Below are 24360 nucleotides of genomic sequence, written 5' to 3'. Positions count from 1 at the left end.
GGGGCTCGATAAATCTCGCCATGGCGCAGGCGCAGAAGCTCAGTCCAGAAGTGCTGGATGAACTGAAAAAAGTCGCCAGCATCTATGGAATGATCCAGACAGATTACGTGACGCCCGTAGACGGCACGGTAGTGCTGGCCTCCTGCATGAAGGGCATGCTGAATAAGCTGGACTTGCAGTCCGCCTATATGGAGAAAGACGAGTTCGAGGACTTCATGCGGGGGCCTCCAAAAGACCTTGTCGGCATCGGTGTCGAGATAGTCATTCGTGCGGGTTTGCCAACGGTGGTCTCGGCCATTGAAGGCTCGCCGGCCTCTCGATCCGGGCTCCGCCCCAAGGACTACATCATGGAGATCGATGGTCATTCAATGGAAGAGAGCGAGGCCCGGGACGCTGTAAAGAGGTTACGGGGAAAACCCGGGACAACGGTCAACCTGACCATCAGACGCCCAGGCGAGATGGAGAACCGCTCGCTTACGCTGATCAGAGAGCCAAGCTATCTCAGGCGAGTGTCTTCACGACGAGCCCCGTTTGACATCGGGTATTTGCGCATTCCCAGCGTCAACGAGAGCACGGCCCCTGATGTGCGCGCGGAGTTTCGCAAGCTTCAAGCTACCGGCCCCCTGCGTGGTCTCGTGCTCGACTTGAGAAACTCCCCCGGCGGGCTGCTGCTGTCATCGATCGAACTGGCGGCGATGTTCTTGCCCCCGGATGCGCCGATCGTGAGCACTGAGGGCCGCTTGTCCGAATCGAACCGGGCCTGGACGGCAAACAGGGACGAGATTCTGAAAGGCGGATATGCCAAGCGTGACGATTGGCCTGATGCCATGAAGTCCGTACCGCTGGTGGTTCTTGTCAATGCAGGTACCGCGTCCGGCGTAGAGATCATCGCCGCGGCATTGAGAGACAACAACCGGGCCAAATTGATGGGAAGCAAGACCTTTGGCCGGGGAACGATTCAGACGCTCAGGCCATTGTCGAAAGACTCGGCGGTCAAGCTGACCACTGCGTTTTACAAAACGCCAAGTGGACGGCAGTTGCAAGGGAATGGACTGGAGCCGGACGTGCAGGCCCCGGACCTTCAGCGGATGGAAGATGCGGGGACGGACCAGGATGCTGGTTTAATCAAGGCGATCAACCTGCTTCGCGCGCCATCGTGAGATGCAGAGGTGCTTTTACGTAGTGCCACCCGGCGCAGCGAACTAGAGTTCTCACTCACGGATGGAGGGTGTCGAAATGTGGATGCGCAATGAAGTCGACGAGAAGAAGACGTACCGGGTGGCGCTATGCCAGAACTCCAACGGAAGGCGCAACTTTGCCCTTTGTCCGATGGGGTCCAAGCTGCCGCCGACCGCTGTCTTGATAACCGAGGTCGCTCCGATGGACCTCCTCCTTCGCAGAGACTTCATAGGCCTTTCAGAGGTCGCCAAATTAACGACCGGTACCCCATTCTTCGTCGATGCCCACGGCACATGGCTCTCCGGAGAAGAATGCGAGGCCATAAACGAGGGCATGCCCTTCAGTGAGGTTCCATGGCTCAACGGTTTGATGCCCGATTTCGCGCCAAGGTGAGTCAACGGCCCAACCCTTTCACCGAGAAGATGCCGACCGGCGAGCCGGTCAGCGCCTCTCATGTCAAACTTTAGGCGGCGATGAGTGACTGGGAATGCAAAACGTGCGGAGCTTTCAATAGTTTGGGCGCTTCTGCTTGCCATACGTGCAACAGGGCACGTCACGCGTCTCGCGATCCGAAACACAAAGAGCAGAGTTTTTCCGCTTCGGGGGCCACCGGGTGCCTCTTCGTAATCGCTGTCGCTGTATTTCTAGGGCTCTGGTTTGTCTACCGTGTGCTCGCAAGTGTTTGCTGGATATGCAAGTAGCATGTGGCCGGCGTTCAGGCATCGGGTTCGTGGCAAACCACTTCGATGTTGTGCCCGTCCGGACCAATCACAAAAGCCGCATAGTAGTTCGCGTGGTAGTGCGGACGCAGGCCAGGCGCGCCATTGTCTTTGCCGCCCGCCTCCAAAGCCGCGCGGTAGAAAGCGTCGACTTGCTGGCGATTCTCGGCCGCGAATGCCAAATGAAGATGCGCCGGCTTCTCCCCGGTTTGAAGCAGGCACAAAGAAGCCTTGGCCTTTGAACTGAGCTCGACGCCGTAGGCCGGCGGCCCCTCCGAGGCAACCCTTACGCCGAGCGGCTCAAGTGCCTTGAGGAAGAAGGCTTTGCTCGTTGCATAGTCGCTGACGCCGAATTTGACGTGGTCAAACATGGGTTCTCCTGAAGAGTAGGGGTCTGAGCGAAGCCTGGCGCTGCCCGATGGAGGGCTCAGGGCTGCTTCCCTGCCTGCCAAAGCCCCGCATTCCCGCGAAAAAATCGCAGCAGCTCCTCGAACTTGGCCTCATCGTCCGCATACGGGTTCGGCATGGACTTGTACGCCCGCTCCGCTGCGGCTTCATCGGCAGGCGCCTGGCGGACCGACACCAGTGCCTTGGCAAGGGCCTGGGCTTCGGAATGCATGCCAATGCGGTCGTAGGCATCGACGGCAAGCTGAAGCAGCTCCTCGCCCGCGTTGGTCAGCGCCGTCCAGCCGTTGAATTCGTAGTCGTCTTCAAGCCAGAAGATCGGAAATGCGAGTTGGAAGGCGACGGGCCACTCAGCGATCCTGGCCTGCGCTTCTTCGCTGATGTGCAGGGGCATGTAACTCAGGATTTCGAGGAACAGGTCGTCGTCGGCGACCGACCAGAAGTCCAGGGGGATGGGGTCGATCTCGGCGCGGTCCGGGTAGAAGCGATGCATGTAGTCCTGCAGGGCGCGCAGGGACGGCTCAAGCAGGGGCGGGGGTGTGTACGGCATTGACGGGCCAGGGCCTCACATCACCAGGCAGAAGTGGAACTGGTCCGCCTCTTTCTCGGCTTCGGCCACTTTGACCAGGCAGTCTTCCAGTTCCTCAATGAGTTCGGGACGCAGCTTTTCCTTGATGCCTTTGACTTCGCCTGATTTCAGGCGCTCGACGATCCTGGTGAGCGAGGGTAGAGCATCTGCGGGCGCAAACCACTTTTCGTTCTCGGCAATCCAGGACTCGGGAAGATCGTCCTCGGAAAAGTTGTACTGCATGTCGGTGGTGTCGATGAAGTCTGAAAGTACACGCACCCCCAGGCTTTTGGCGAGTTCGTCCAGTTCTTCAGAGGCCTTGCAAAAAAGCGAGTGGTCGTAGTCGTCGCCTGAATCATCGGTGCCGACGCGAGACTTCCTGCGTACCCAGATGGTGTCGCTCATGCTTGCTCCTTGGTTGGGGTGGTATCGAATATAGCTTTCTTCGCCCGAGGTTTTTATTTCGCCGAACTCAGGTAGCGGCCGTAGAGCTTGCCGCCCAGCTTGAGCATGACTTCGTCGGTGCTGGGAATCGCCACATTGGTCATGACGACGATGGACGCGTCACGCCGGGTGTCGATCCAGATATAGGCCTTGTTCATGCCGTTGGAGCCGCCATGAAAAGCCAGCGGATAGCTTGTCCACGGCATGTCTTTGGTGGCCCAGCCCAATGCGTATTCCGCGGCGCCCGCGACAGTGGTTGACGCTGTGGCCGTGGCGGCCATGGAGATCACCGGCGTCACCAGTTTTTTCATGGTTTCGGGTTTGACCAGGTGCGGCGGGCGTTTGCCCTGGCCGGCCATCCAGCCGCCCCAGCGGGCAAAATCCTGCACCGACATGTGCACGGTACCGGCCGGGCTGATGACGAGCGGGTTGTCGGCCTGCGGGCTGCTCAGCATGGCTTTGAGTTTGCCGCCCTCCAGTGTGTGGCCCAGCGGCGCATCCACCCGGCCGACGGAGGCCTGCGGGCCTATGCCGGCGGTCTTCAAGCCCAGGGGCGTGAAGACGCGCTGGACGATCATCTCTTCCCAGGATGTGCCGCTGGCGCGCTCAATCACGGCGCCGGCCAGGGTGTAGCCCAGGTTGGAATACGCAAAGCTGGTGCCGGGCTCGCTCGCCAGGGCTTTGCCGGCGACTTGCTGCACCATCCAGTAACGCTGGTCGCTGAGGTTGCCGGGCTGGGCGGGAATCTTGGCCAGCAGCGTGTCGAAGTCGGCGTTGTCGGAAGGGAAGCCGCTGGTATGCGACAGCAACTGCTTGACTGTCACGCGGCGCACGCCGGCGTCCATACCGGCGGCGAGTTCGGGGAAGATCTCGGCCAGCGTGCTGTCCCAACGCAGCTTGCCTTCCTCGATCATCATGGCGGCCATCAATGCCGTCATGGCCTTGGTGTCCGAGCCTATGTGAAAACGGTCAGCGTGCGTGACCGGAATGTGGGTTCCGACACGGCGCGTACCGCCCGTGCCCACAGCCATCAGCTGGCCCTTGCTGACTACCGCGGCGGCCATTGCGGGGAAGCCGGCTTGCTGTGCCTCTTCCATGACCATCGCATCGAGTGATGCCTGGGCCTGTGCGCCACCGGTGGACGCCAGAAGGCAAAGGCCGGTGAGCAGGGCGCGCAAGGCCGTTGTGGGTGAGGTGGAGGTGGTAGTGCGTCCGGCCTGGCCGGAAGCATGGAGCTGCAGCATGTGAGTCGCCCTTGTTGTGTGAACCAGATGGATGGAGCCCTGATTCTCACCCAGCCTGGGCGACACGCGCATGACGGCGTATTACAGCTGAAACAGCTGCTTTTTGAGCGCCATTTTTTCCTTCTTGCGCAGGCTCGCTTCGGACTTGCGGTGCGAACCGGCCTTGCGCTGGGCCGCGGGTGCGACCAGCGGGTTGCGCGGCTTGGGCACGGCCAGCTTGATCTTGAGCTTGGCCTTTCGGGCCGACGTCATGCTTGCTGGGGGGCTTTGCGCCCCAGCTTGAGCAGCCCAGTCGACAGCGCCGTGCCAAGCACAATCACCACGGCGCAGATCACCATCCAGGCGGTCACATGCTCGCCGAGGAAGATCACGCCGTAAATCACGGCAAACACCGGCACCAGGAAGGTGACCGAGAGCGCGCGCGGCGGGCCGGCGTTTTCGATCAGGCGAAAGAACAGGATGTAGGCCACCCCGGTGCAGACCACGCCCACGGCCAGCAGCGCCAGCCAGGCATGCGCGCCCGGCATCTGTGCCGGCCACAGCCAGGCGGCGGGCAGGGCCAGGCCCAAGGTCGCGCCCATCTGGCTGCCGGCCGCCGTCACCAGGGGCGGCATGCCGGAGAGGTAGCGCTTGGTGTAGCTGGCCGAAATGCCGTAGCACAGGCAGGCAAACAGGCAGGCCAGCACGGCCCAGCCGGGCGCCACGCCCGAGGCATCGGGCTTGAAGGTGGCTTTGTCCCAGGCCAGCATGGCCACGCCGGCAAAACCGACGACCAGGCCCAGGATGCGCGAGGCATTGGGTTTGTCCTTGAGCCACAGCCAGGCGATCAGCGCGCCGAACATGGGCACGGTGGCGTTGAGGATGGCCGACAGGCCGGTGGTGATGGACAGCAGCGCGAAGGAAAAACACGCAAAGGGAATGCCCGAATTGAGCACGCCGATGAAAAAAATCTTTTTCCAGTTTTGCCTGAGCTCGGGCAGCAGTCCGCGCAGCCACACGATGGGCAGAAGGAACAGCGCGGCGATGGCCACACGCATGGCGGCGGTCGGCAGCGGGCCGAACTCCACCGTGCTGATGCGCATGAACAGAAAGGATGAGCCCCAGATGGCGGCCAGCATCACGAAGTCGGCAACCCAGCTTTTGGGTTGGGTGGCGGCCGCGCCCAGGGGCGCGGCGATGCCGGAAGGACTGGAACTCACTGCATGCTCTCCTGAAGTGCGCCTTCGAGTTTAAGCAAGGCGGTCTTGCGGTGCAGCCCGCCGGCATAACCGGTGAGTGAACCGTCGGAGCCCAGCACGCGGTGGCAGGGCACGATCACGCTGACCGGGTTGCGGCCGACGGCGGCGCCCACGGCGCGCACCGCCTCGGGTTTGCCTATGCGCTGGCTCACCTGGCCGTAGCTCAGGGTGTCGCCCTGCGGGATGGCCAGCAAGGCCTGCCACACCGATTGCTGGAAGGCCGTGCCATGGCCCAGGTCCAGCGGCAGGTCGAAGGTCGTGCGTGTGCCGGCATAGTATTCAGTCAGCTGTGCAATGGTTTGCCTGAGCACCGGGTGCTCCGGGTCTTCGCGCCAGACATAGGGCTTCACGAGCTGGGGCGGCAAATGCCGCTGGCCGGCAAACCAGACGCCGGCCAGGCCTTTGTCGGTGGCGGCGATGATCATTTCCCCCAGGGGGCTGTGAAAAGTCGTCTGGACGATGGAGTTGTCGAATTTCATCTTGTTCACCTTTTGAATGGTTTCGAGTGTCTGCCTTATCAGGTCTTTTTGAGTCCTAATGAGGCGGCTTTGGCTGTCTTGTCGTCTTGTCTCTTCGCGGGGCAAAGGCCGGCCCGATCATTCAGCGGCGATGTTCGCGCCTGGGCGCTGTACCGTCCAATGAAATCGAGGCCTGGCATTCATTCCGCTCGCGCATGAATCGCCGTCAGCCGGGGCGCTCCAGCGTGCCGCTCCAGGCGCGTATTACGGCGTAGCTACGCCAGGGTTTCCAGGCCGCCGAGGCCAGCTCGGCCTCGCGCGCCGGGTTCTTCTGGCCCTGCACGCCCAGGGCCTTGTGCAGCGCCACGTCGCCCGCCGGGAAGGCGTCGGGCCAGCGCAGCGCGCGCATGGCGATGTACTGCGCGGTCCAGTCGCCTATGCCGGGCAACTCTTTCAGCGTGGCCAGCGTGGCGTTCACGTCGGCGCCGCTGTGCAGCTGCAGGCGCTTGTCGGCCACCGCCTGGGCGATGCCCACAATCGCGGCCTGGCGCTGCTTGACGATGCCCAGCTGGCCCAGCGCGTCGCCGCTGGCGGCCGCCAGCACGGCGGGGGCGGGGAAGAGCCGCGTGAGTTTTGGCCACGGCGTTTCCACCGGTTCGCCGAAGCGGTCCACCATGCGCTGGGCCAGGGTGCGCGCGGCGGCCACCGTGATCTGCTGGCCCAGCACGGCGCGCACCGCGAGCTCATAGCCGTCCAGCGCGCCCGGCACGCGCAGGCCGTCGCCGTCGGGGAAGGCGGCATGCAGCACGCTGTTGATGGCCGTCGGGTCGGCGTCCAGGTCGAAGGTGGTGCGCACGCGGCGTATCACCAGGGGCAGCACCTCGCGCAGCGAGTCGCTCACGCGCAGCACCAGGCGCGAACGCTCTTCCTCGAAACTTGCCAGCAGCCAGCCCGTGTGCTGCTTGCCGCCCGATTCGATGCTCAGGGTCCGGCCCAGGCAGGGCTGGGCCGCTTCGCTGTCGATGAACTCGATGGCGCTGATGCAGCGCTTGCTGAAAAAAGCCAGCATGGCCTGCACGTCATAGGGCGGGCGGTAGCCCAGCCGTATGGTCGCGCCTTCGCCGACCTTGCCGCTGCGCTCGGGCCCCTGGCGCCGCAGCTGGGTGGGGTTGAGCTTGTAGTGCTCGACAAAAGCCGCGTTGAAACGGCGCACGCTGGCAAAGCCGCTGATCAGCGCGATCTGCGTGACCGGCAGGTCGGTGTCGGCCAGCAACTGCTTGGCGGTGTGCAGCCTGTGCGTCTGCAGGTACTGCATGGGCGAGACGCCGAACTGCGCCTCGAAGATGCGGCGCACATGGCGGTCACTCACGCCCAGCCGGGCGGCGAGCTTTTCGACCGAGGGTGCTTCACCGGCCCAGACCTCGGGCTCGTCGAGCAGGCGGGCCGCCTGGTGCGCGAGGATGTAAGAGGCGTCCTGGATGGACCAGACCACCGAATGCGGCGCCAGCTCGGGCCGGCAGCGCAGGCAGGGGCGAAAGCCGGCGTTCTCGGCCTGCGCCGCATGGTGGAAGAAACGGCAGTTCTCGCGCTTGGGTGTTTTCACGCTGCAGACCGGCCGGCAATAAATGCCGGTGGAAGTCACGCCGGTGAAAAAGCTGCCGTCAAAACGCGCGTCGCGCGCCTTCAGGGCGAGGTAGCAGTCGTTGTCGGCTAGAGGGGTGTTGTCGCGGTCCATGGAAGAAATGATACGCCGCGGGGCGGTTTTGACTGGCCGTTTTCGGACATGTCCCTTGACCCTGCGCTGACCGGTTTTTGGGGCCCCGCAATAGTCTGAACGGACTGGCCGGAAACGGCTGCCGCCTACAGGAAGCGGCGGGGCCGCCACCTACAATGAATCCGCTTGCGAACCCATCCCGCACCCTACAGGAATCGCCCCCGATGCAAATCAACCCGTCCATCTTCAAGGCCTATGACATACGCGGCGTTGTGCCGTCCACCATCCATGAAACGATGGCCGAGGCCCTGGGCAAGGCTTTTGGCATGGCGGCGCTGGCGGAGGGCGAAAAAGCCGTGGCCGTGGGCCGCGACGGCCGGCTCAGCGGGCCTTCGCTGAGTGCGGCGCTGATGCGCGGCCTGGCCGCCACCGGCATCGACGTGATCGATGTGGGCATGGTGACCACGCCCATGCTCTACTTTGCCGCCAGCACGCTGGCCGGCTCCGGCATACAGGTCACCGGCAGCCACAACCCCAAGGACTACAACGGCTTCAAGATGGTGCTGGCCGGCCGCGCGATCTACGGCGAGGACATCCAGGCGCTGCGCCGGGTCATCGAAGGCGAGGACTGGGTGCTGCCCGCGCAGGGCGGCAGCATCCGCCAGGTCGACGTGGGCACGGCCTACCGCGAGCGCATCGTTTCCGGCATCAAGCTGGAACGCCCGATGAAAATCGTCGTCGATTCGGGCAACGGCATTGCCGGCGCTTCGGCGCCCGCCATCTTTCGCGCGCTGGGTTGTGAAGTGACAGAGCTGTTCAGCGAAGTGGACGGCAACTTTCCCAACCACCACCCGGACCCGAGCAAGCCTGAAAACCTGCAGGACCTGATCAAGGCCCTGCAAAGCGGCGACGCCGAACTGGGCCTGGCCTTTGACGGCGACGGCGACCGCCTGGGCATCGTCACCAAGGACGGCCAGAACATTTACCCCGACCGGCAGATGATGCTGTTCGCGCGCGACGTGCTTTCGCGTGAGCCGGGCGCCACGATTTTGTTCGACGTGAAATGCTCGCAGCGCCTGGCGCCCGAGATCGAGGCCGCCGGCGGCGTGGCCATGATGTACAAGACCGGCCATTCGCTGATCAAGGCCAGGATGAAGGAAGTCGATTCGCCCTTGGGCGGCGAAATGAGCGGCCACATCTTCTTCAAGGAGCGCTGGTACGGCTTTGACGACGGCACTTATGCCGGCGCCCGCCTGCTCGAGATCCTGAGCCGCGTGCCCGATGCCGGCATCGTTCTCAACGCCTTGCCGACCAGCTTCAGCACGCCCGAACTCAATGTGGCCTGCAAGGAAGGGGAGCCGCATGCGGTGGTGGAGGCGCTGATCAAATCGGCGAAATTCGCGGCACCGGCGAAAATTTCCACGATCGACGGCGTACGCGTCGATTGGCCCGACGGCTTTGGCCTGATACGCGCGTCCAACACCACGCCGGTGCTGGTGCTGCGCTTTGAAGGCCACACCCAGCAGGCGCTGGAGCGCATTGAGGCCGATATGTTGGCGCTGCTGCGTAGCGTGAAGCCGGACGCGAGTTTTGCCGCCGCGGCTCATTAGGCCAACCTCTGCTCGGCCTCACTACCGTTCGGGCTGAGGCATCGAAACTCTCTTTGAGGGTCTCTTTATCTGCGTAAATCTGCGAAATCTGTGGATATAAATTCATCCGCAGATTTCGCAGATTTACGCAGATTGAAAACCCGGCGAAGCAGACGGAGGGCGAAGGTGGGTCCTGCACCTAAAATCAGCGTTTTCCGCTTTCACGCCCCAATGAAAATTCTTTTGGTCAAGCTGTCCTCCCTCGGTGACGTGGTGCATACCCTGCCGGTGGTCCAGGACATCCTTGCTGCCATGCCGGATGCACAGATTGACTGGGTGGTGGAGAAAGCATTTGCGCCCTTGCTGGCGCGCGCAAGCGGCTTGCAGCGCGTGATCCCTTGCGAGATCCGGCGCTGGCGAAAGTCCTTCTGGACGACGGCCACCCGTCAGGAATGGCGTGCGTTCAAACGTGACCTGCAGCAGGAAGCCTACGATGCCGTCATCGACCTGCAGGGCTTGACCAAGTCCGCCCTGGTGGCGCGTCTGGCCCGGCTGGCTCCTGGCGGCAAACGATATGCTCTGGCCAACCAAACTGACGGCTCGGGCTATGAGGCGCCGACGCGCTGGGTGGCCGATGTGGCGATCACCATAGAGCCGCACATCCATGCAGTGAAGCGCTCGCGTGAATTGGCGGCGCGCGCGCTGGGCTATGCTCCTGCAGCTGCGACGCGCTTTGGTCTGAAAGTGCCTGCAAAGCCCACAATGACCCATGACCACTTCCCCGCAGGCCGCATCGCCTTTGTCCACGGCACTTCGCGCGCCGACAAGGAATGGCCGGCCAGCCACTGGGTCGCGCTGGGCCGGCGCCTGAACACGGCCGGCTACCAGTTATTGCTGCCGCACGGCAATGCCGCGGAGCTGGCTACCAGCGAGGCGATTGCCACGGCGCTGAACGGCGCGGCGGCGGATTCGGCCCTGGTGCCGCCCGCGCTGGCGCTGGATGCGCTGGCCGGAGAACTCGCGCAATGTGCCGGCGTGATCGGCGTAGACAGCGGTGTGAGCCACATCGCCGTCGCGCTGGACCTGCCGCATGTGCAGATCTACAACTTCGATACCGCCTGGCGCACCGGGCCCGATACCCGGGGCGGCCGGCAGCTCAGCGTGTATGCGCAGCCCGCGCCAGGCATGGAAGACGTCTGGCAGGCCTGGCTGGCCTGCAGCACGGCCGGGGCCGCCGCATGAGCGCCTTCGTCCTCAAGCTTTATTCACTGCTGATGTGGCTGGGGCAGCCGCTGCTGCGCCGCAAGCTGGCGCGCCGCGCGAAGCAGGAGCCCGGTTACCTCGAGGCGGTCGAAGAACGCTTCGGCCGCTACACCCAGCCGGCCGAAACCCGTTCCGAGCTGGTCTGGGTGCATGCGGTCTCGCTGGGCGAGACCCGCGCGGCGGCCGTGCTGCTCAAGGCCCTGCGTGAGCGCCACCCCGGCGTGCGCATTCTGCTCACGCACGGCACGGCCACCGGCCGCGCCGAGGGCGTGGCCCTGCTGCAGCCGGGCGACGTGCAGGTATGGCAGCCCTGGGACAGCCCGGGCGTGGTCGCCCGGTTCTTTGCGCACTTCAAGCCGCGGCTGGGGCTGTTGATGGAAACCGAGATCTGGCCCAACCTGGTGGCCGCCGCGAAAGCGCGCGCCATGCCGCTGGCGCTGGTCAACGGCAGGCTGTCCGAAAAATCGCTGAAGCAGGCGCTCAGGATGTCGCCGCTCTCGGTGCCGGCCTATGCCGCGTTGTCGGCGGTGTACGCGCAGACGGACGATGACGCGCGCCGCTTTCGCCAGGCCGGCGCGACCGTCGGCGGCGTGTTCGGCAACCTCAAATTTGATGCCTCTCTCGATGAAGCCCAGCAGGAAAAAGGCAAGTCCTGGCGCCGCGCGCTGGCGCTGCCGGTGATGATGTTCGCGAGTTCGCGCGAGGGCGAGGAAGAGCAGTTCCTGAGCCAGCTCAATGCCATGGCCCAGTCGGAGCACGTGTCCCCAATGGATACTCCCCCGCAGGAAACGGGAAGCCGCTTCAGGATTTTGCTGGTGCCGCGCCACCCGCAGCGTTTTAACGAGGTGGAGGCGCTGGTGCGCCAGCACGGCCTGCGCGTGTCGCGCCGATCCGGCTGGGATGACGCGGCGGCAGGCCTGGCCGATGAGGCGCTGCAGGCCGACGTCTGGCTCGGTGATTCGCTCGGGGAAATGGCCCTGTATTACGCCATGAGCGACGTCGCCCTGCTGGGCGGCAGCTTCGCACCCCTGGGGGGCCAGAACCTGATCGAGGCCGCGGCCTGCGGCTGCCCGGTGGTGATGGGCCCGCATACCTTTAACTTCACCGAAGCTGCCGAACTCGCCGTGGAAGCCGGTGCGGCCCGGCGCGTGGTCGACATGGAGCAGGGCGTGCGCACCGCGCGCAAATGGATGGACAGGCCCGACGCGCATGCCGCGGCGGTCGCGGCGGGGCTGGCCTTCGCCGACCGCAACCGCGGCGCCACGGCCAGAACCCTCGAAGCGCTAGAGGGCTTTGTAGCGGCCGGCGAAAAAACTAAGCCATAGGCGCCGTAACCTCTTCAACTCAGCCGGGGCCGCGGGACTGGCTTTGCCAGACCGCAGGCGCAGCGGCCCCCTCGGGGGGCAGGGAGCTACACGCAGTGAGCGACCGTGGGGGCCATATCTCAGCGTGGGGGCTAACGTTTTTGATGGCAGGTGCAGTTATTGTGGGCGTAGAGGCCCAGGTGATGCGCCCAGTCGCGCAGCGTGGCCCAGGCGCCGCCGGTGGCGACTTCGTAAGGCGTGAGGCCGAACATGCCCAGGCTGATGGAGGGTTCCACTGAAACGACCGAGTGCCAGGTGCGCTTGGGAATGAACAGCGCATCGCCGGCTTCCACGCGGGCATGGTAGCCATGGGCTTTTTCGAAGGACGCGAGTTCGCGGACCTGTTCGGGCAGGCGCGAGACGTTGATGTCGCTGAGCGTGGCGCCCCAGTCGTACTTGGCGGCCGGGCACATGTGCTGGCGCTGGTCGGGCGAGAAAAGAATGAACTCCTTGACGCCCTGCAACTGCACAAACCAGTTGTGCGGGAAGTCGTTGTGCAGGCCGGTCACGGTATTGGCCGGGCCCATGAAGACGTATTCCCAGGTCATGCGGCCGGGCCACAGGCTCTTGATGAGCAGGTCGCGGCGCAGCTCGGGGTATTTCTCGAGGATGTCCCACTGCGCCAGGTACAGGGTCGTCGGCTTGAACGACTGCATGTGGGCCCAGTTCAGGTGAAAGCGCTCGCCGGGTTTGTAGCCGTCGCGCACCGGCTTGGGCAAGAGGCCTGCCATGGGGTCGGGCGCGCGCTGCGCGGCCTTGCCGAGTTCGCGCAGGTAGGGTGCGACCGGAAGAAAGGGGCGGCCCTTGGTCACGCCCTGCTCGACCAGGCCGTCGGTGAACTTGACCGGCACCTCGGCGCCCTTGCCGGCGCAGACGTCGGCGAGGAATTCAAACGACCATTTTTTCCAGGCCGGCCAGTGGTGGATGCCGCCCTTGACCAGCACGGGTTTGTCAAACGGCTGGCGGCGGCCCGTGCGCTTGAGTTCTTCCCAGGTGGTTTCCTCGATCAGCTCAAAGCTGGGGCCTTTGGGAACGTGCACCGGTGCGACGTGCACGCGTTCGGCCTCTATCGGCAGGGGCAGGGGACTGTGTGCGGGCATCAACATGGAAATTCTGGCCCGGGGCCGGGCCTTTGTTGGAGTGTGGTGAAGCGGGCAGCGATTATTTGGCCAGCAGCGCGTTGATCTTCTGCAGGTCTTCGGGCGTCAGCGTGCCGTTGGCCTGGCGCAGCTTCAGGTCGCCCAGCAGCACGTCGTAGCGCGCCTTGGCCAGGTCGCGTTTGGTCTGGAACAGCTGGCTTTGCGAATTGAGCACGTCGATGTTGATGCGCACGCCGACCTGGTAGCCCAGCTTGTTGGCGTCCAGCGCGCTCTGGCTGGAGAGCTCGGCCGCCTCCAGCGCCTTGACCTGGCCCTGGCCCGACTGCACACCGAAGTAGGCGGTGCGTGTGGCCTGCGCCACGCTGCGCCGCGCGCCTTCGAGGTCGCTTTTGGCCTTGTCGCGCAATGACAGGGTTTCGCGCACGCGGTTTTGCGTGGCGAAGCCCGCGAACAGCGGCACGTTGAGCACCACGCCGACGGTGGTGGTGTTGGTGCGGAAGGCAAACGGCGGGATGGTGGTTGCCGTGCCCGAGGGGTTGCGCGTGACGTTGTAGCTGGCCGTGGCGTCCAGCGTGGGCTTGTGGCCGGCCTCGGCCTTGTTCACTTCAAGCTCGGCGATCTCCACATTGCTTTGCGCCTGGCGGATGCTGGGGTGCACCAGCTCGGATTGTTCCACCCAGGTGTTGACGTCGGCGGGCGTCACGACCGGAAGGCCGACGGGGCTGGTCAGCGGCTTGGGCTGGGTTTCGGTTTTGCCGACCAGGGTGTCCAGCGCAATCTTCTTGACGCGCAGGTCGTTCTCGGCGGCGAGTTCCTGGGCGATGACCAGGTCGTAGCGGGCCTGTGCCTCGCGGGTGTCGGTGATGGTGGAGGTGCCGACCTCGAAGTTGCGCTTGGCCGAGGCGAGCTGCTCGGCCACGGCGGCTTTCTGGGCCCGCACAAAGGTCAGGGTGTCCTGCGCGGCCAGCACGTCGAAGTAGGCCTGGCTGGTGCGCACGATCAGGTCCTGGTCGGCGGTTTCCAGCTGGGCCTTGGCCAGGTCCACCTGCCGTGACGCCTGCTGGTAGGTGGCCCAGTTGGCCGGGCGGTACAGCGGCTGCGAGAGGTTGAGCGTGGCGTTTTGCGTGTTGAAGCTGCGGTCTATCACCGGGGCCGTGTTTTCAAACGCGGTGCGCGACACGCCGGCCGAGATGCCCGCCGTCGGCAGGATGCCGGCCTTGGCCTGGTCGGCTTTGGCAAGGTTGGCATCGTATTGCAGCTTGGCCGACTGGTAGGCCGCGTCGAAGGCGCGGGCCGATTCATACAGCTCGACGAGACTCTGGGCTTGCGCCAGGGGGGCCATGGCCAGCAATGCCACGGCGGCCGCAATCGACAGGGGCAACATCGCCGGGCGAGCCGGCGGTTTCTTGGGCGTGGTCATAAGAGTCCTGAAGAAATGAATGAGTCGGCGAATAAAAAAACTGGATCAGTACACAGGCACGGAGCGGTCCACCTGCTGCGACCAGGCATTGATGCCGCCCTGCAGGTTGACGACTTCGGTGAAGCCGCTTTGCGTCAGGTAGTTGGCCACCTGCAGGCTGCGCATGCCGTGGTGGCACAGGCAGGCGATAGGCTGGCCGGCGCCGGCCTCCTGCAGCTCCGGCAGGCGCGCCGGGATCTCGCGCATCGGGATATGCACCAGCCTGAAACCGTCTTCCTTGACCGAGGCGGTCTGCAGTTCCCAGGGTTCGCGCACGTCGAGCACCACGGGCAGGGCGGGCGCGCCGGCGCCGGCGTTGTCGCGCCAGGCGCTGAAGTCGGCGGGATTGAGCTGGGGAACCATGGGTGGCACTTTCAGGTGTGTCGTGATCGGTGGTGATTGGGTATCGCCGCCGGCTTTCAGAAGCTGAAGGCCGAGGGTTCGGGGAAGTTCAAGAGGCGCGGCGCCACGGTGTCCCAGGCCTGGGTGGTGCGCCAGGCGTCTTCGGCCACGCGGGTGACCAGGGTGGCGCGCATCACGGGCTCAAAACCCACGATGGCGCTCAGGCGCCCGCCGACCTTGAGCAGGGACAGCAGCGAAGCCGGCACCTCGGCGACCGAGCCGCTGAGCACGATGACGTCGAAGGGGCCGCGCAACGGGTCGTTGCCGGCGACGGCTTGCGCGAGTTTGGCGGCGCCGTCGCCGGTGCGCACCTCGGCGTTGTAGATGCCGGCGCGCTGCAGGTTGTCGCGCGCGGTCTGCGCCAGCGTGGGATCGATTTCCAGCGTGATCACCTGCTGGGCGCGGTGCGCCAGCAGGGCGGCCATGTAGCCGGAGCCGGCGCCGATCTCGAGGACTTTTTCGTGCTTCTGCACGGCCAGCTCCTGCAGGATGCGGGCTTCGACCTTGGGCGCGAGCATGCACTGGCTGGGGTTGGCGTGGGGCGGCAGCGGGATTTCCATGTCGACAAAGGCCAGGGCCTTGTGGGCAGCCGGCACGAAGTCTTCGCGCTTGACCACGGCGAGCAGGGAAAGGACCTGGTTGTCCAGCACTTCCCAGGGGCGGATTTGCTGCTCAATCATGTTGAATCGGGCTTGTTCGTAGTTCATGGCGGACCTGTGGTTGGGCGAAATAGGGGAGGAAAGGGGTGTGAAGAGGGTGTTCACGAGATAAACCTTTGATTTTAGCGGTCGGCCATGACAGGCGCAGGGTGGACGGGCCGTGCTTCGGCAGGGGTGGCGGCCCGGGTTTTGGGGCCGAATTTGCGCTTGAACCACTGGCCCAGGTCGTCCAGGTAGCAATAGGTTACGGGCACCACCACCAGGGTCAGCAGCGAAGAGGTGATCACGCCGCCTATCACGGCCTGGCCCATGGGGGCGCGCTGCTCCGAGCCTTCCGTCAGGGCAAAGGCCAGCGGCACCATGCCGAAGATCATGGCCAGCGTGGTCATCAGGATGGGGCGCAGCCGGACCTTGGCGGCATGCAGCAGGGCCTCCCCGCGCTCCATGCCGGGGAGGCGGTGGCCGTCCACGTCCAGCCGGTCGGCGCGCATGCGGATGGCGAAGTCGACCAGCAGGATGGCGTTCTTGGTGACCAGGCCCATCAGCATCACCACGCCGATGATGGAGAACATCGACAGCGTGGAGCGGAACAGCAGCAGCGCCAGCACCACGCCGATCAGGGTCAGCGGCAGCGAGGTCATCAGCGCCATGGGCTGCAGAAAGCTCTTGAACTGGCTGGCCAGGATCATGTAGATGAAGAGGATGGCCATGACCAGCGCGGACACCGCGTAGCCGAAGGACTCGGCCATGTTTTTGGTGGAGCCGCTGAACTGGTAGCGGTAGCCGGGCGGGAAGCTGAAGTTGTCGAGCACGGCCTTGATGTCGTTGGAGACCTCGCCGGCCGAGCGGTTGTAGACGTTGGCGTTGATGGCGACTTCGCGCGCCATGTCGCGGCGGTTGATCTGGTTGGGCCCGGTGGACTCCTTCACGGTCGCCACCTGGTTGAGGCGCACCACGCGCGAGGAGCCGTCGGCATTGCTGCCCATGGTGCTGCTCATGAAGGGCAGGCGCTCCAGGTCTTGCGGCGCGGTGCGGGCGCCGGGCGCCAGGCGCACATTGACGTCGTAGGTCTGGTCGTCGGGCGCGCGCCAGTTGCCGACCGTCTGTCCGGCTACCAGGGTGCGCAGCGAGGCGGCGATCTGCGACACCGACAGGCCCAGGTCGGAGGCGGCATCGCGCCGCACGTCGACCTCGATCACCGGCTTGTCGGCCTTGACGCTGGAGTCCAGGTCCACCAGGCCGGGGATGCCCCGTATCTTGTCGCTGATGGCACGTGTGAGCCGTTCGAGCTCCTTGAGGTCGCTGCCCTGCAGGGAAAACTCCACCTGCTTGTTGCCGCCCACCGCGTCAAGCAGGCCGACGTGCGTGACGGTGATGCCCGGCACCTGCTTGAGCCGCTCGCGCAGCACGCCCGACATTTCGTCGACGCTGCGCGTGCGCGCCTTGCGGTCCACCAGGCGCACATAGACACTGGCGTACATCTTGCCCTGGGCGTTGCCGGTGTTGAGCGTGGCCAGCGTGTATTTCACTTCCGGGAACTCGCGCACGATGGCCTCGACCTGGCGCGCCTTGGCTTCGGTGTTTTCCAGCGAGGAGCCCACGGGTGTGTAGAAGTTCAGCGTGGTCTCCGAGAAGTCGGCCTTGGGCACGAACTCGGTGCCCAGCAGCGGCACCATGAAGATGCTGGTGACAAAAATCAGCACCGCCAGCGCCAGCGTGGCCAGCTTGTGGCCCAGCGACCAGCGCAAGATGCCCTGGTAGCTGTCGCTCAGGGATTCGGTGGCACGGTCGAACCAGCCGGTGACGCGGCCTATGGTCTTGTCGTAGAAGGTGACGGGCGCGCCCTGCCGGCCGTGCGCTTCAATCGCCGGGTCGTGCCAGACGCTGGAGAGCATGGGGTCCAGCGTGAAGCTCACAAACATGGAGATCAGCACCGCAGCCACGATGGTCACGCCGAACTCGTGGAAGAACTTGCCGATGATGCCGCCCATAAACCCGATGGGCAGGAACACCGCCACGATGGAGAAGGTGGTGGCCAGCACGGCCAGGCCGATTTCCTGGGTGCCGTCCAGCGAGGCGCGGTAGGGATCCTTGCCCATCTGCACGTGGCGCACGATGTTCTCGCGCACCACGATGGCGTCGTCGATCAGCAGGCCCACGCACAGCGACAGCGCCATCAGCGTGATCATGTTGATGGTGAAGCCGAACAGGTTCATGAACAAAAAGGTGCCGATGATGGAGATCGGCAGCGTCAACCCGGTGATCACGGTGGAACGCCAGGAATTGAGGAACAGGAAGACGATGAACACCGTCAGCAGCGCGCCTTCGATCAGCGTGCGGCGCACGTTCTCGACGGCCACGCGTATGGGCCGCGAGCCGTCGGTAATGAGTTCCAGCCGCGCGCCGGGGGGCAGCAGCGGCTGCAGTTCGGCCACGGCCTTGTTCAGGCCGTCAACCACGGCAATGGTGTTTTCGTCCTGGGCTTTTTGCACCGTCAGCAGCAGGGTGCGCTGGCCGTTGTAGAGCGCCAGGCTGTCGAGTTCCTGCGCACCGTCGGCGATGCGGGCCACCTGGTCGACGGTGACCGCCGCGGCCGCGCCACTGCCGGTGTTTTTGCGCGCCACGATGATCTTGCCGAAGTCCTCGGGGCGCTTCATGCGCGCGTCGATCTTGACGACGCGCTCCTGCTGCAGCGAGCGGATGGCGCCCACGGGCAGGTCCTGGTTTTCGTTGCGCACGGCGTTGACCACCTGGTCGGCGGTGATGCCCAGCGACTCCATGGCCTGCGGATTCAGGTAGACATTGATCTCGCGCTTGGTGCCGCCCACCAGGGTGACCGAGCCCGCGCCGCGCACGTTCTCCAGGCGTTTTTTCAGCACCTGGTCGGCCCAGTTGGTCAGCTCGACCGCATCCATGGCCTTGCCCTTGCCGGCCTGCGGCAACACGGCGACCGACCAGATGGCGCGGCTGGCCGGATCGAAGCGCAGCACGCGCGGCTCTTTCACTTCATCGCGGAAGCTGGGGCGTATCGCCGCGATTTTTTCGCGCACGTCCTCGGCGGCGCGGCGCCCGTCAATATAGAGCTGGAACTCCATGATGACGACGGACTGGCCTTCGTAGCTGCGCGAGGTCAGCGCATTGATGCCGGCAATCGAGTTGACGCCTTCCTCGATCTTCTTGGTGACTTCGCTCTCAACGATCTCGGGCGAAGCGCCGGGGTATTCGGCGGTGATCACCACCACCGGGAAGTCGATGTTGGGAAACTGGTCGACCTGCATGCGCTGGTAGGAGAACAGCCCCAGCACCACGATGGCCAGCATGACCATGGTGGCGAACACGGGATTCTTGAGGCTGACCTGCGTGAACCACATGCGCGTGAAGCCTCAGGGCGCCGGTTTGGCGGGCGCGCTGGCGGCGGGCTGCGCGGAGGGCGGTTGCGTGAAGCGCACCTTGGTGCCTTCGCGCAGCGCGCCTATCTCGCCGCGAACGACGAGCGCGCCTTCTTCCAGGCCTTTGACCGCCACCACGCTGTCGCCGCCGGCGGCGCCGCGCGTGCCCAGCTCGACAGTCTTGTGCACGACCACGCCGTTCTCCACGGCCTGCACATAGGGCGCGGGCTTGTCGGTGCGCACGGCGCTGACGGGCAGCGCCAGCAGCGAGGCGCGCGCCGTGCCCAGCGTGCCCTGGGCGAACAGGCCCTGGCGCAGCGGCGGAGCGCCGGCTTCGCCTGCAGTCCCGGTAACGCCGGGGTTGTCGATGTTCAGGTAGGCCAGCACGCTGCGGCTGCCGGCCTGCGCGCTGGGGTTGATGCGCGCGACCACGGCCGTCACGGGCTGGCGGCTGCCTTCAATCTGCAGCTGGGCGCTCTGGCCCACGCGCACTTCCATGGAGTCGCTGGCGCTCAGCGTGGCCTCGAGTTCGAGCCGGCTCAGGTCCACGATTTCGACGATTTTGGTGTCTATGCCCACACGCTCGCCGGGCTGCGCCAGGCGCTGTGACACCTGGCCGGAAATCGGCGCCTTGAGCACCGTGTCGTCCAGCGATTTGGCGGCCACGTCGGTCGCGGCCAGCGCGGCCTTGTAGGTGGACTGCGCGGCGTTGAGGTTGGCCAGCGAGGTGTCCAGCGCGGTCTTGGAAATAAAGCCCTGGTCCACCAGCGCCTTGTTGTTGTCGTACTGGCGCTGCACCACGTCGACCTGGGCTTTGGCGGATTCGGCCTGCTCGCGGGCCTGGCGCACGCGCGACTGGTATTCGGCGGCGTCTATGCGTGCGATCACCTGGCCGGCCTTGACCACGTCGCCCTCGCGCACCGCCAGCCCCTGCAGCTCGCCCGCAACCCTGGCTTTGATGACGGCGGAGTTGACGGCCTTGAGCGAACCGGAGACGGGCAGGCCCTGCACCAGCTCGCGCACCTGGGCCTTGACCACATCGGTGGCGGCCAGCTCCACCAGGCCCATGTCCTTGACAGCGCTGCTGGCGGCCAGCGCCTGCTGCTGGGCCTTGCGCGCGCCCAGCGCACGCAGCACGCCGCCCGCGATGAGCAGCACGACGACTGCGGCGATCGCCCACTTGGCCCAGCGCTTCATGCGGCAGCCTTCTTGCCGGCGCGGGCTGCGGTGGCGACGGGCGCGGAAATGCCGTTCAGGATGGTCTCCACCTGGTGGGCGATGAATTTTTGGGGGTCCAGATCTTTCTCGCTGTTCAAGCACACGCCGCCGGAGTGCCTGGACAGGATCAGGAAGATCATGGGCGCGATCACGACGTAGACGGCGTAGTCCAGGTCCATGGCGTGGAACTCGCCGCGGTCCATGCCGCGCTGCAGGATGCTGCGGATCAGGTCATGGCCCGGCATGATGACTTCCTGATGATAGAAAGCCGCGAGCTCGGGAAAGTTCTTGGCCTCGCTCATCATCAGCTTGGTCAGGCCCGAGGCGCGCGTCATGCCCACGCGTTCCCACCAGACGTTCATGCAATAGGCCAGCAATTCGGGGCTGCTGCCTTCAAAGCTTTCCAGTTCGGCGCGCCACTCGGTGAAGCGGCCCGAGATGTTTTCACGCACCACGGCTTTGAAGAGTTCTTCCTTGCTCTGGAAGTAAAGGAACAAGGTGCCCTTGGAGACACCGGCGCGGGCGGCGACTTCCTCGGCGCGGGTCGCGGCAAAGCCTTTTTCCACAAAAAGGTCGAGCGCGGCATCCAGGAGTTCGCCCGGGCGGGCTTCCTTGCGGCGCTCGCGCTTGGCGGCGACCGCGGTGTTGGGGCTGAAAAGTTTGGAAAGCGACATAGTTACTGACTGACTGGTTAGTAATATATCTGCTTAGTTTCCGACCGTCAACCCAAAGCGTTAAGGCCGGGCGCCTGGACCCATAAGGTAAATCCACGGTAAAGCCTTGGCGGGCGCGGCTTTGGCGCCACAGGGGGAAGTGCCGGCTTTAGGCCGGCAGCCAGCGCCCGACGGCCAGCGCCAGCCACTCCCGCAGCACCTGCCGTGAAGCTTGCAGGCCCTGCGCCGAGGGCAGCCATTCCAGCAGCTCGCCCTGGGCCGGCAGCACATAGCCCAGCGGGGCGGGCGTGACGGCCAGGCCGGCCTGTTCAAAGGCCAGGACGGCGCGCGGCATGTGCCAGGCGTGGGTCACCAGCGCGATGCGCTGGACGCCGCTTTGCCGCAGCAGCGGCGCCATCAGGCGCGCATTGCCCGCCGTGTCGCGCGATTGGGATTCACGCCAGCGCAGCGCCAGGCCGTAGTCCTGCCGCAGCACACGCGCGGCGACCTCGGCCTCCGATTCGGTTTGTGTGCTGTGGGCCGCCCAGCCCAGGCCGCCGGTAAAAGCCAGCGGCAGGCCGGACTGCCGGGCCAGCCAGGCGCCGTAGCGCAGCCGCGCGGCGGTGGCCGCGGCCGGCTGGCTGTAGCCGTATTCAGGCGCCACGGGCAGCACGTCGCCGCCCAGGATGACGATGGCCTGGACCTGGCGGGGCTTGAGCTCGGCAAGGTCCAGCGGCGCGAATTGCGGCAAGGCCGTGCGCGCCAGCCACACCGCCGTGCCGTGGCAGCTGAGCAGCGCCAGCAGCAGCACGGAAACGGTTGCCAGCGTGAGCCCGCTTTTCTTTCGATTGCACCAGGCCAGCACCAGGCCCAGCAAGGCCAGCAGGAGCAGCGAGACCGGTGGCAGCGCCAGGCCGGCCAGCACGGGCTTGAGCGCGCCTGGGTCCATGGCCGGCTACGGAAAGAAAAAGCGCTTCTTAATAGAAGGCCTGCAGGCCGGTCTGCGCGCGGCCCAGGATCAGGGCATGCACGTCGTGCGTGCCTTCGTAGGTGTTGACGGTTTCCAGGTTGATCATGTGGCGGATCACGTGGTACTCGTCATGGATGCCGTTGCCGCCGTGCATGTCGCGCGCCATGCGGGCGATGTCCAGCGACTTGCCGCAGCTGTTGCGCTTGATCAGCGAAATCATCTCGGGCACGGCCTTGTCTTCGTCCATCAGCCGGCCCACGCGCAGGCAGGCCTGCAGGCCCAGGGTGATTTCGGTCTGCATGTCGGCCAGCTTTTTCTGGATCAACTGGTTCTGCGCCAGCGGACGGCCGAACTGCTGGCGGTCCAGGGTGTACTGGCGCGCGCGGAACCAGCAGTCCTCGGCCGCGCCCAGGGCGCCCCAGGCGATGCCGTAACGCGCCTTGTTGAGGCAACCGAAGGGGCCCTTCAAGCCGCTCACATTGGGCAGCAGGTTGGCCTCGGGCACAAACACGTCGTCCATCACGATCTCGCCGGTGATCGACGCGCGCAAGCTCATCTTGCCTTCGATCTTGGGTGCGCTGAGGCCCTTCATGCCTTTTTCCAGCACAAAACCGCGAATGCTTTCCTGGCCGCCCACCTTGCCGTCGGGGTCCTGCAGCTTGGCCCAGACGATGAAGACGTCGGCGATGGGGCTGTTGGTGATCCACATCTTGGCGCCCTTGAGGATGAAGCCGCCGTCCACCGGCCTGGCGCGCGTCAGCATGCTGGCCGGGTCGGAGCCGTGGTTGGGCTCGGTCAGGCCGAAGCAGCCGACCCATTCGCCGGTGGCCAGCTTGGGCAGGTATTTCTGCTTTTGCGCCTCGCTGCCGTAGGCGTTGATCGGGTGCATGACCAGAGAGCTCTGCACGCTGATGGCGCTGCGGTAGCCGCTGTCCACGCGCTCCACCTCGCGCGCCACCAGGCCGTAGCTCACGTAATTAAGGCCGGCGCAGCCATAGCCTTCAATCGTGGAGCCCAGGAAGCCCATGGCGCCCGCCTCATTCATGATCTCGCGGTCGAATTTTTCGTGGCGCGCCGCCATCAGCACGCGGGGCTGCAGCTTTTCCTGGCAAAAAGCGTGGGCCGCGTCGGCGATGGCGCGTTCGTCCTCGCTGAGCTGCTCCATGAAGAAAAACGGGTCCTGCCAGTTGAAGGTGGTTTTCATGGGTCTGTGTCTCCGAAAGAAGGGGAAGCTTGGTTTGCAGTGTAGGGGGCGGCCTGAACCTGCCGACTATCCGGGATTGTTGGATAAGCATGAATAGTTGTCTAATATCAAATATCGATTCAACGATATAAAAAACATATTCATGGTGCCTTCATGGAATTCCGTCACCTCCGCTATTTCCTGGTCCTGGCCGAGGAGCTGCATTTCGGCCGCGCCGCCCGGCGCCTGTCGATTTCGCAGCCGCCGCTGTCGCTGAACATCCAGCAGCTGGAGGCCTCCATAGGCGCGAAGCTGTTCACCCGCAGCAGCAAGCAGGTCGCCCTGACGGCCGCGGGCCAGGCTTTTGTGCCGGCGGCGCGCGCCCTGCTGGACCAGGCCGCGCAAGCGGCCGGCCATGCGCGCGACGTGGGCCAGGGCATGGCCGGCAGCCTGGCCATAGGCTTTTCGGGCACCATGCTGTACAGCGGCCTGCCCGCCATCCTGGAGCGCTTCCAGGCCGAGCACCCCTTGCTGCGGCTGACGCTCAAGGAGCTCAGCTCCAGCGAGCAGCTGGTGGAACTGGCGCACGACCGGCTGGATCTGGGTTTTGTGCACACCACGCGCGTGCCCCCCGAGCTCTCGCAAATCCTGGTGTCGAGCCAGGCTTTGGTCTGCTGCCTGCCTGCCGGCCATGCGCTGGCGCGCAAGCGTTCGTTGTCGCTTTCGGCTCTGCAGGGCGAGCCCTTTGCGGTGGTATCGCGCGCGGTCTCACCCGATTACCACGAGCGCATCCTGGCGATCTGCACCGAAGCCGGCTTTTACCCCGAGATGCGCTACGAATTGCGGCATTGGCTCAGCGTGGTCTCGCTGGTGTCGCAGGGAATGGGGGTGGCCCTGGTGCCGGCCGCGCTGCGGCAGTCGGCCATGGCCGGCGCGGCCTTTGTGCCGCTGGATGCGGCCACCACGCCTTACGACACGCACTGTCTCTGGAAAACCGCGCGCGACCACCAGGCGCTGGCGGCTTTTGTGAAGGCGGTGCGGGCAATGGCGCCGGCGGTTCCCCGGTGAAAGACCTTGCGGAAAGTATGTCCACCGCCGGAGGCCTAAAGCTGCGACCATGGGGCAGTTCATAGTCTTCAGGA

The 24360-nt window shown here is 65.1% G+C and carries 23 protein-coding genes; 6 read left to right on the top strand and 17 right to left on the bottom strand.

What is annotated here, in order from left to right:
* Positions 1-20 precede the first annotated feature (20 nt).
* Positions 21-1160 carry a S41 family peptidase gene (locus PMI15_RS07390; protein WP_007866005.1) on the top strand — a complete coding sequence of 380 codons (1140 nt, stop codon included), beginning with the start codon at positions 21-23 and terminating at the stop codon, positions 1158-1160.
* Positions 1161-1242: 82 nt separating this feature from the next.
* Positions 1243-1572 carry a hypothetical protein gene (locus PMI15_RS07385; RefSeq protein WP_157214563.1) on the top strand — a complete coding sequence of 110 codons (330 nt, stop codon included), beginning with the start codon at positions 1243-1245 and terminating at the stop codon, positions 1570-1572.
* Positions 1573-1894: 322 nt separating this feature from the next.
* Here the strand turns inward: PMI15_RS07385 and PMI15_RS07380 are convergent, their stop codons facing one another.
* From PMI15_RS07380 to PMI15_RS07350, 8 genes are all read right to left on the bottom strand, one after another.
* Entirely contained in the window at positions 1895-2269 is a 375-nt protein-coding gene (locus PMI15_RS07380) for a VOC family protein (protein ID WP_007865997.1), read from the bottom strand.
* A 56-nt stretch (positions 2270-2325) separates the two neighbouring features.
* Positions 2326-2853, bottom strand: coding sequence for a hypothetical protein (locus PMI15_RS07375; protein ID WP_007865992.1), 528 nt, complete (start codon positions 2851-2853; stop codon positions 2326-2328).
* Between the two features lie 15 nt (positions 2854-2868).
* A complete protein-coding gene (locus tag PMI15_RS07370) occupies positions 2869-3276 on the bottom strand; it encodes a hypothetical protein (RefSeq protein ID WP_007865988.1) in 408 nt (135 codons plus the stop codon).
* 53 nt (positions 3277-3329) lie between these two features.
* Positions 3330-4559, bottom strand: coding sequence for a serine hydrolase (locus tag PMI15_RS07365; protein ID WP_007865985.1), 1230 nt, complete (start codon positions 4557-4559; stop codon positions 3330-3332).
* A gap of 81 nt (positions 4560-4640) precedes the next feature.
* Entirely contained in the window at positions 4641-4811 is a 171-nt protein-coding gene (locus tag PMI15_RS25075; protein WP_007865982.1) for a hypothetical protein, read from the bottom strand.
* Positions 4808-5758, bottom strand: coding sequence for a DMT family transporter (locus PMI15_RS07360; protein WP_007865979.1), 951 nt, complete (start codon positions 5756-5758; stop codon positions 4808-4810). The genes PMI15_RS25075 and PMI15_RS07360 overlap by 4 nt, the downstream gene beginning before the upstream one ends.
* Positions 5755-6276: a methylated-DNA--[protein]-cysteine S-methyltransferase gene (locus PMI15_RS07355; protein WP_007865976.1), complete on the bottom strand. Its 522-nt coding sequence runs from the start codon at positions 6274-6276 to the stop codon at positions 5755-5757. The genes PMI15_RS07360 and PMI15_RS07355 overlap by 4 nt, the downstream gene beginning before the upstream one ends.
* A gap of 205 nt (positions 6277-6481) precedes the next feature.
* Entirely contained in the window at positions 6482-7990 is a 1509-nt protein-coding gene (locus PMI15_RS07350) for a DNA-3-methyladenine glycosylase 2 family protein (RefSeq protein ID WP_007865973.1), read from the bottom strand.
* Positions 7991-8193: 203 nt separating this feature from the next.
* Here PMI15_RS07350 and PMI15_RS07345 point away from each other — a divergent pair, with 203 nt between their 5' ends.
* From PMI15_RS07345 to PMI15_RS07335, 3 genes are all read left to right on the top strand, one after another.
* Positions 8194-9579, top strand: a complete 1386-nt coding sequence (locus tag PMI15_RS07345; RefSeq protein WP_007865965.1) for a phosphomannomutase/phosphoglucomutase — start codon at positions 8194-8196, stop codon at positions 9577-9579.
* A gap of 210 nt (positions 9580-9789) precedes the next feature.
* Entirely contained in the window at positions 9790-10800 is a 1011-nt protein-coding gene (waaC, locus tag PMI15_RS07340; RefSeq protein WP_007865962.1) for a lipopolysaccharide heptosyltransferase I, read from the top strand.
* Complete coding sequence (locus tag PMI15_RS07335) at positions 10797-12146, top strand: 3-deoxy-D-manno-octulosonic acid transferase (protein ID WP_007865959.1); 1350 nt, start codon at positions 10797-10799, stop codon at positions 12144-12146. Before waaC ends, PMI15_RS07335 begins: the two co-directional genes overlap by 4 nt.
* A 131-nt stretch (positions 12147-12277) precedes the next feature.
* On the opposite strand, the gene PMI15_RS07330 is transcribed toward PMI15_RS07335, so the two are convergent.
* The 9 genes from PMI15_RS07330 to PMI15_RS07290 all read right to left on the bottom strand — a co-directional run bounded on the left by PMI15_RS07330 (position 12278) and on the right by PMI15_RS07290 (position 23239).
* The gene (locus PMI15_RS07330) at positions 12278-13285 is read right to left on the bottom strand and encodes a cupin-like domain-containing protein (protein ID WP_157214562.1); all 1008 of its coding nucleotides are present in this window, start codon (positions 13283-13285) and stop codon (positions 12278-12280) included.
* 61 nt (positions 13286-13346) lie between these two features.
* On the bottom strand, positions 13347-14705 hold the full coding sequence (locus tag PMI15_RS07325; RefSeq protein ID WP_007865954.1) for a TolC family outer membrane protein: 1359 nt from the start codon (positions 14703-14705) through the stop codon (positions 13347-13349).
* 45 nt (positions 14706-14750) lie between these two features.
* On the bottom strand, positions 14751-15107 hold the full coding sequence (locus PMI15_RS07320; protein ID WP_007865951.1) for a rhodanese-like domain-containing protein: 357 nt from the start codon (positions 15105-15107) through the stop codon (positions 14751-14753).
* Positions 15108-15163: 56 nt separating this feature from the next.
* Entirely contained in the window at positions 15164-15853 is a 690-nt protein-coding gene (locus PMI15_RS07315) for a protein-L-isoaspartate O-methyltransferase (RefSeq protein ID WP_007865949.1), read from the bottom strand.
* A gap of 74 nt (positions 15854-15927) precedes the next feature.
* The gene (locus PMI15_RS07310; protein ID WP_007865948.1) at positions 15928-19176 is read right to left on the bottom strand and encodes an efflux RND transporter permease subunit; all 3249 of its coding nucleotides are present in this window, start codon (positions 19174-19176) and stop codon (positions 15928-15930) included.
* 12 nt (positions 19177-19188) lie between these two features.
* Entirely contained in the window at positions 19189-20391 is a 1203-nt protein-coding gene (locus tag PMI15_RS07305) for an efflux RND transporter periplasmic adaptor subunit (RefSeq protein ID WP_007865946.1), read from the bottom strand.
* On the bottom strand, positions 20388-21086 hold the full coding sequence (locus PMI15_RS07300; RefSeq protein WP_007865944.1) for a TetR/AcrR family transcriptional regulator: 699 nt from the start codon (positions 21084-21086) through the stop codon (positions 20388-20390). The genes PMI15_RS07305 and PMI15_RS07300 overlap by 4 nt, the downstream gene beginning before the upstream one ends.
* Positions 21087-21234: 148 nt before the next feature.
* Positions 21235-22014, bottom strand: a complete 780-nt coding sequence (locus tag PMI15_RS07295; protein ID WP_007865941.1) for a YdcF family protein — start codon at positions 22012-22014, stop codon at positions 21235-21237.
* 28 nt (positions 22015-22042) lie between these two features.
* Positions 22043-23239, bottom strand: a complete 1197-nt coding sequence (locus PMI15_RS07290; protein ID WP_007865938.1) for an acyl-CoA dehydrogenase — start codon at positions 23237-23239, stop codon at positions 22043-22045.
* A 153-nt stretch (positions 23240-23392) separates the two neighbouring features.
* Here PMI15_RS07290 and PMI15_RS07285 point away from each other — a divergent pair, with 153 nt between their 5' ends.
* Entirely contained in the window at positions 23393-24286 is an 894-nt protein-coding gene (locus PMI15_RS07285) for a LysR family transcriptional regulator (RefSeq protein WP_007865935.1), read from the top strand.
* The last annotated feature ends 74 nt before the right edge of the window (positions 24287-24360 follow it).

This window comes from Polaromonas sp. CF318 (genome assembly GCF_000282655.1).
Classification (GTDB): Bacteria; Pseudomonadota; Gammaproteobacteria; order Burkholderiales; family Burkholderiaceae_C; genus Polaromonas.
Note: the sequence above shows the minus strand (reverse complement) of the source record. Positions and strands in the feature narration are given on the sequence as shown.

Excerpts from the sequence above, each read along its gene's own strand:
- PMI15_RS07320 (WP_007865951.1), bottom strand. The coding sequence starts at position 15,107 with ATGGTTCCCCAGCTCAATCCCGCCGACTTCAGCGCCTGGCGCGACAAC.
- PMI15_RS07375 (WP_007865992.1), bottom strand. The coding sequence starts at position 2,853 with ATGCCGTACACACCCCCGCCCCTGCTTGAGCCGTCCCTGCGCGCCCTG.
- PMI15_RS07345 (WP_007865965.1), top strand. The coding sequence starts at position 8,194 with ATGCAAATCAACCCGTCCATCTTCAAGGCCTATGACATACGCGGCGTT.
- PMI15_RS07325 (WP_007865954.1), bottom strand. The coding sequence starts at position 14,705 with ATGACCACGCCCAAGAAACCGCCGGCTCGCCCGGCGATGTTGCCCCTG.
- PMI15_RS07390 (WP_007866005.1), top strand. The coding sequence starts at position 21 with ATGGCGCAGGCGCAGAAGCTCAGTCCAGAAGTGCTGGATGAACTGAAA.
- PMI15_RS07365 (WP_007865985.1), bottom strand. The coding sequence starts at position 4,559 with ATGCTGCAGCTCCATGCTTCCGGCCAGGCCGGACGCACTACCACCTCC.
- PMI15_RS07305 (WP_007865946.1), bottom strand. The coding sequence starts at position 20,391 with ATGAAGCGCTGGGCCAAGTGGGCGATCGCCGCAGTCGTCGTGCTGCTC.
- waaC (WP_007865962.1), top strand. The coding sequence starts at position 9,790 with ATGAAAATTCTTTTGGTCAAGCTGTCCTCCCTCGGTGACGTGGTGCAT.
- PMI15_RS25075 (WP_007865982.1), bottom strand. The coding sequence starts at position 4,811 with ATGACGTCGGCCCGAAAGGCCAAGCTCAAGATCAAGCTGGCCGTGCCC.
- PMI15_RS07285 (WP_007865935.1), top strand. The coding sequence starts at position 23,393 with ATGGAATTCCGTCACCTCCGCTATTTCCTGGTCCTGGCCGAGGAGCTG.
- PMI15_RS07335 (WP_007865959.1), top strand. The coding sequence starts at position 10,797 with ATGAGCGCCTTCGTCCTCAAGCTTTATTCACTGCTGATGTGGCTGGGG.
- PMI15_RS07310 (WP_007865948.1), bottom strand. The coding sequence starts at position 19,176 with ATGTGGTTCACGCAGGTCAGCCTCAAGAATCCCGTGTTCGCCACCATG.
- PMI15_RS07355 (WP_007865976.1), bottom strand. The coding sequence starts at position 6,276 with ATGAAATTCGACAACTCCATCGTCCAGACGACTTTTCACAGCCCCCTG.
- PMI15_RS07290 (WP_007865938.1), bottom strand. The coding sequence starts at position 23,239 with ATGAAAACCACCTTCAACTGGCAGGACCCGTTTTTCTTCATGGAGCAG.
- PMI15_RS07315 (WP_007865949.1), bottom strand. The coding sequence starts at position 15,853 with ATGAACTACGAACAAGCCCGATTCAACATGATTGAGCAGCAAATCCGC.
- PMI15_RS07385 (WP_157214563.1), top strand. The coding sequence starts at position 1,243 with ATGCGCAATGAAGTCGACGAGAAGAAGACGTACCGGGTGGCGCTATGC.
- PMI15_RS07330 (WP_157214562.1), bottom strand. The coding sequence starts at position 13,285 with ATGCCCGCACACAGTCCCCTGCCCCTGCCGATAGAGGCCGAACGCGTG.
- PMI15_RS07350 (WP_007865973.1), bottom strand. The coding sequence starts at position 7,990 with ATGGACCGCGACAACACCCCTCTAGCCGACAACGACTGCTACCTCGCC.
- PMI15_RS07300 (WP_007865944.1), bottom strand. The coding sequence starts at position 21,086 with ATGTCGCTTTCCAAACTTTTCAGCCCCAACACCGCGGTCGCCGCCAAG.
- PMI15_RS07370 (WP_007865988.1), bottom strand. The coding sequence starts at position 3,276 with ATGAGCGACACCATCTGGGTACGCAGGAAGTCTCGCGTCGGCACCGAT.
- PMI15_RS07380 (WP_007865997.1), bottom strand. The coding sequence starts at position 2,269 with ATGTTTGACCACGTCAAATTCGGCGTCAGCGACTATGCAACGAGCAAA.
- PMI15_RS07295 (WP_007865941.1), bottom strand. The coding sequence starts at position 22,014 with ATGGACCCAGGCGCGCTCAAGCCCGTGCTGGCCGGCCTGGCGCTGCCA.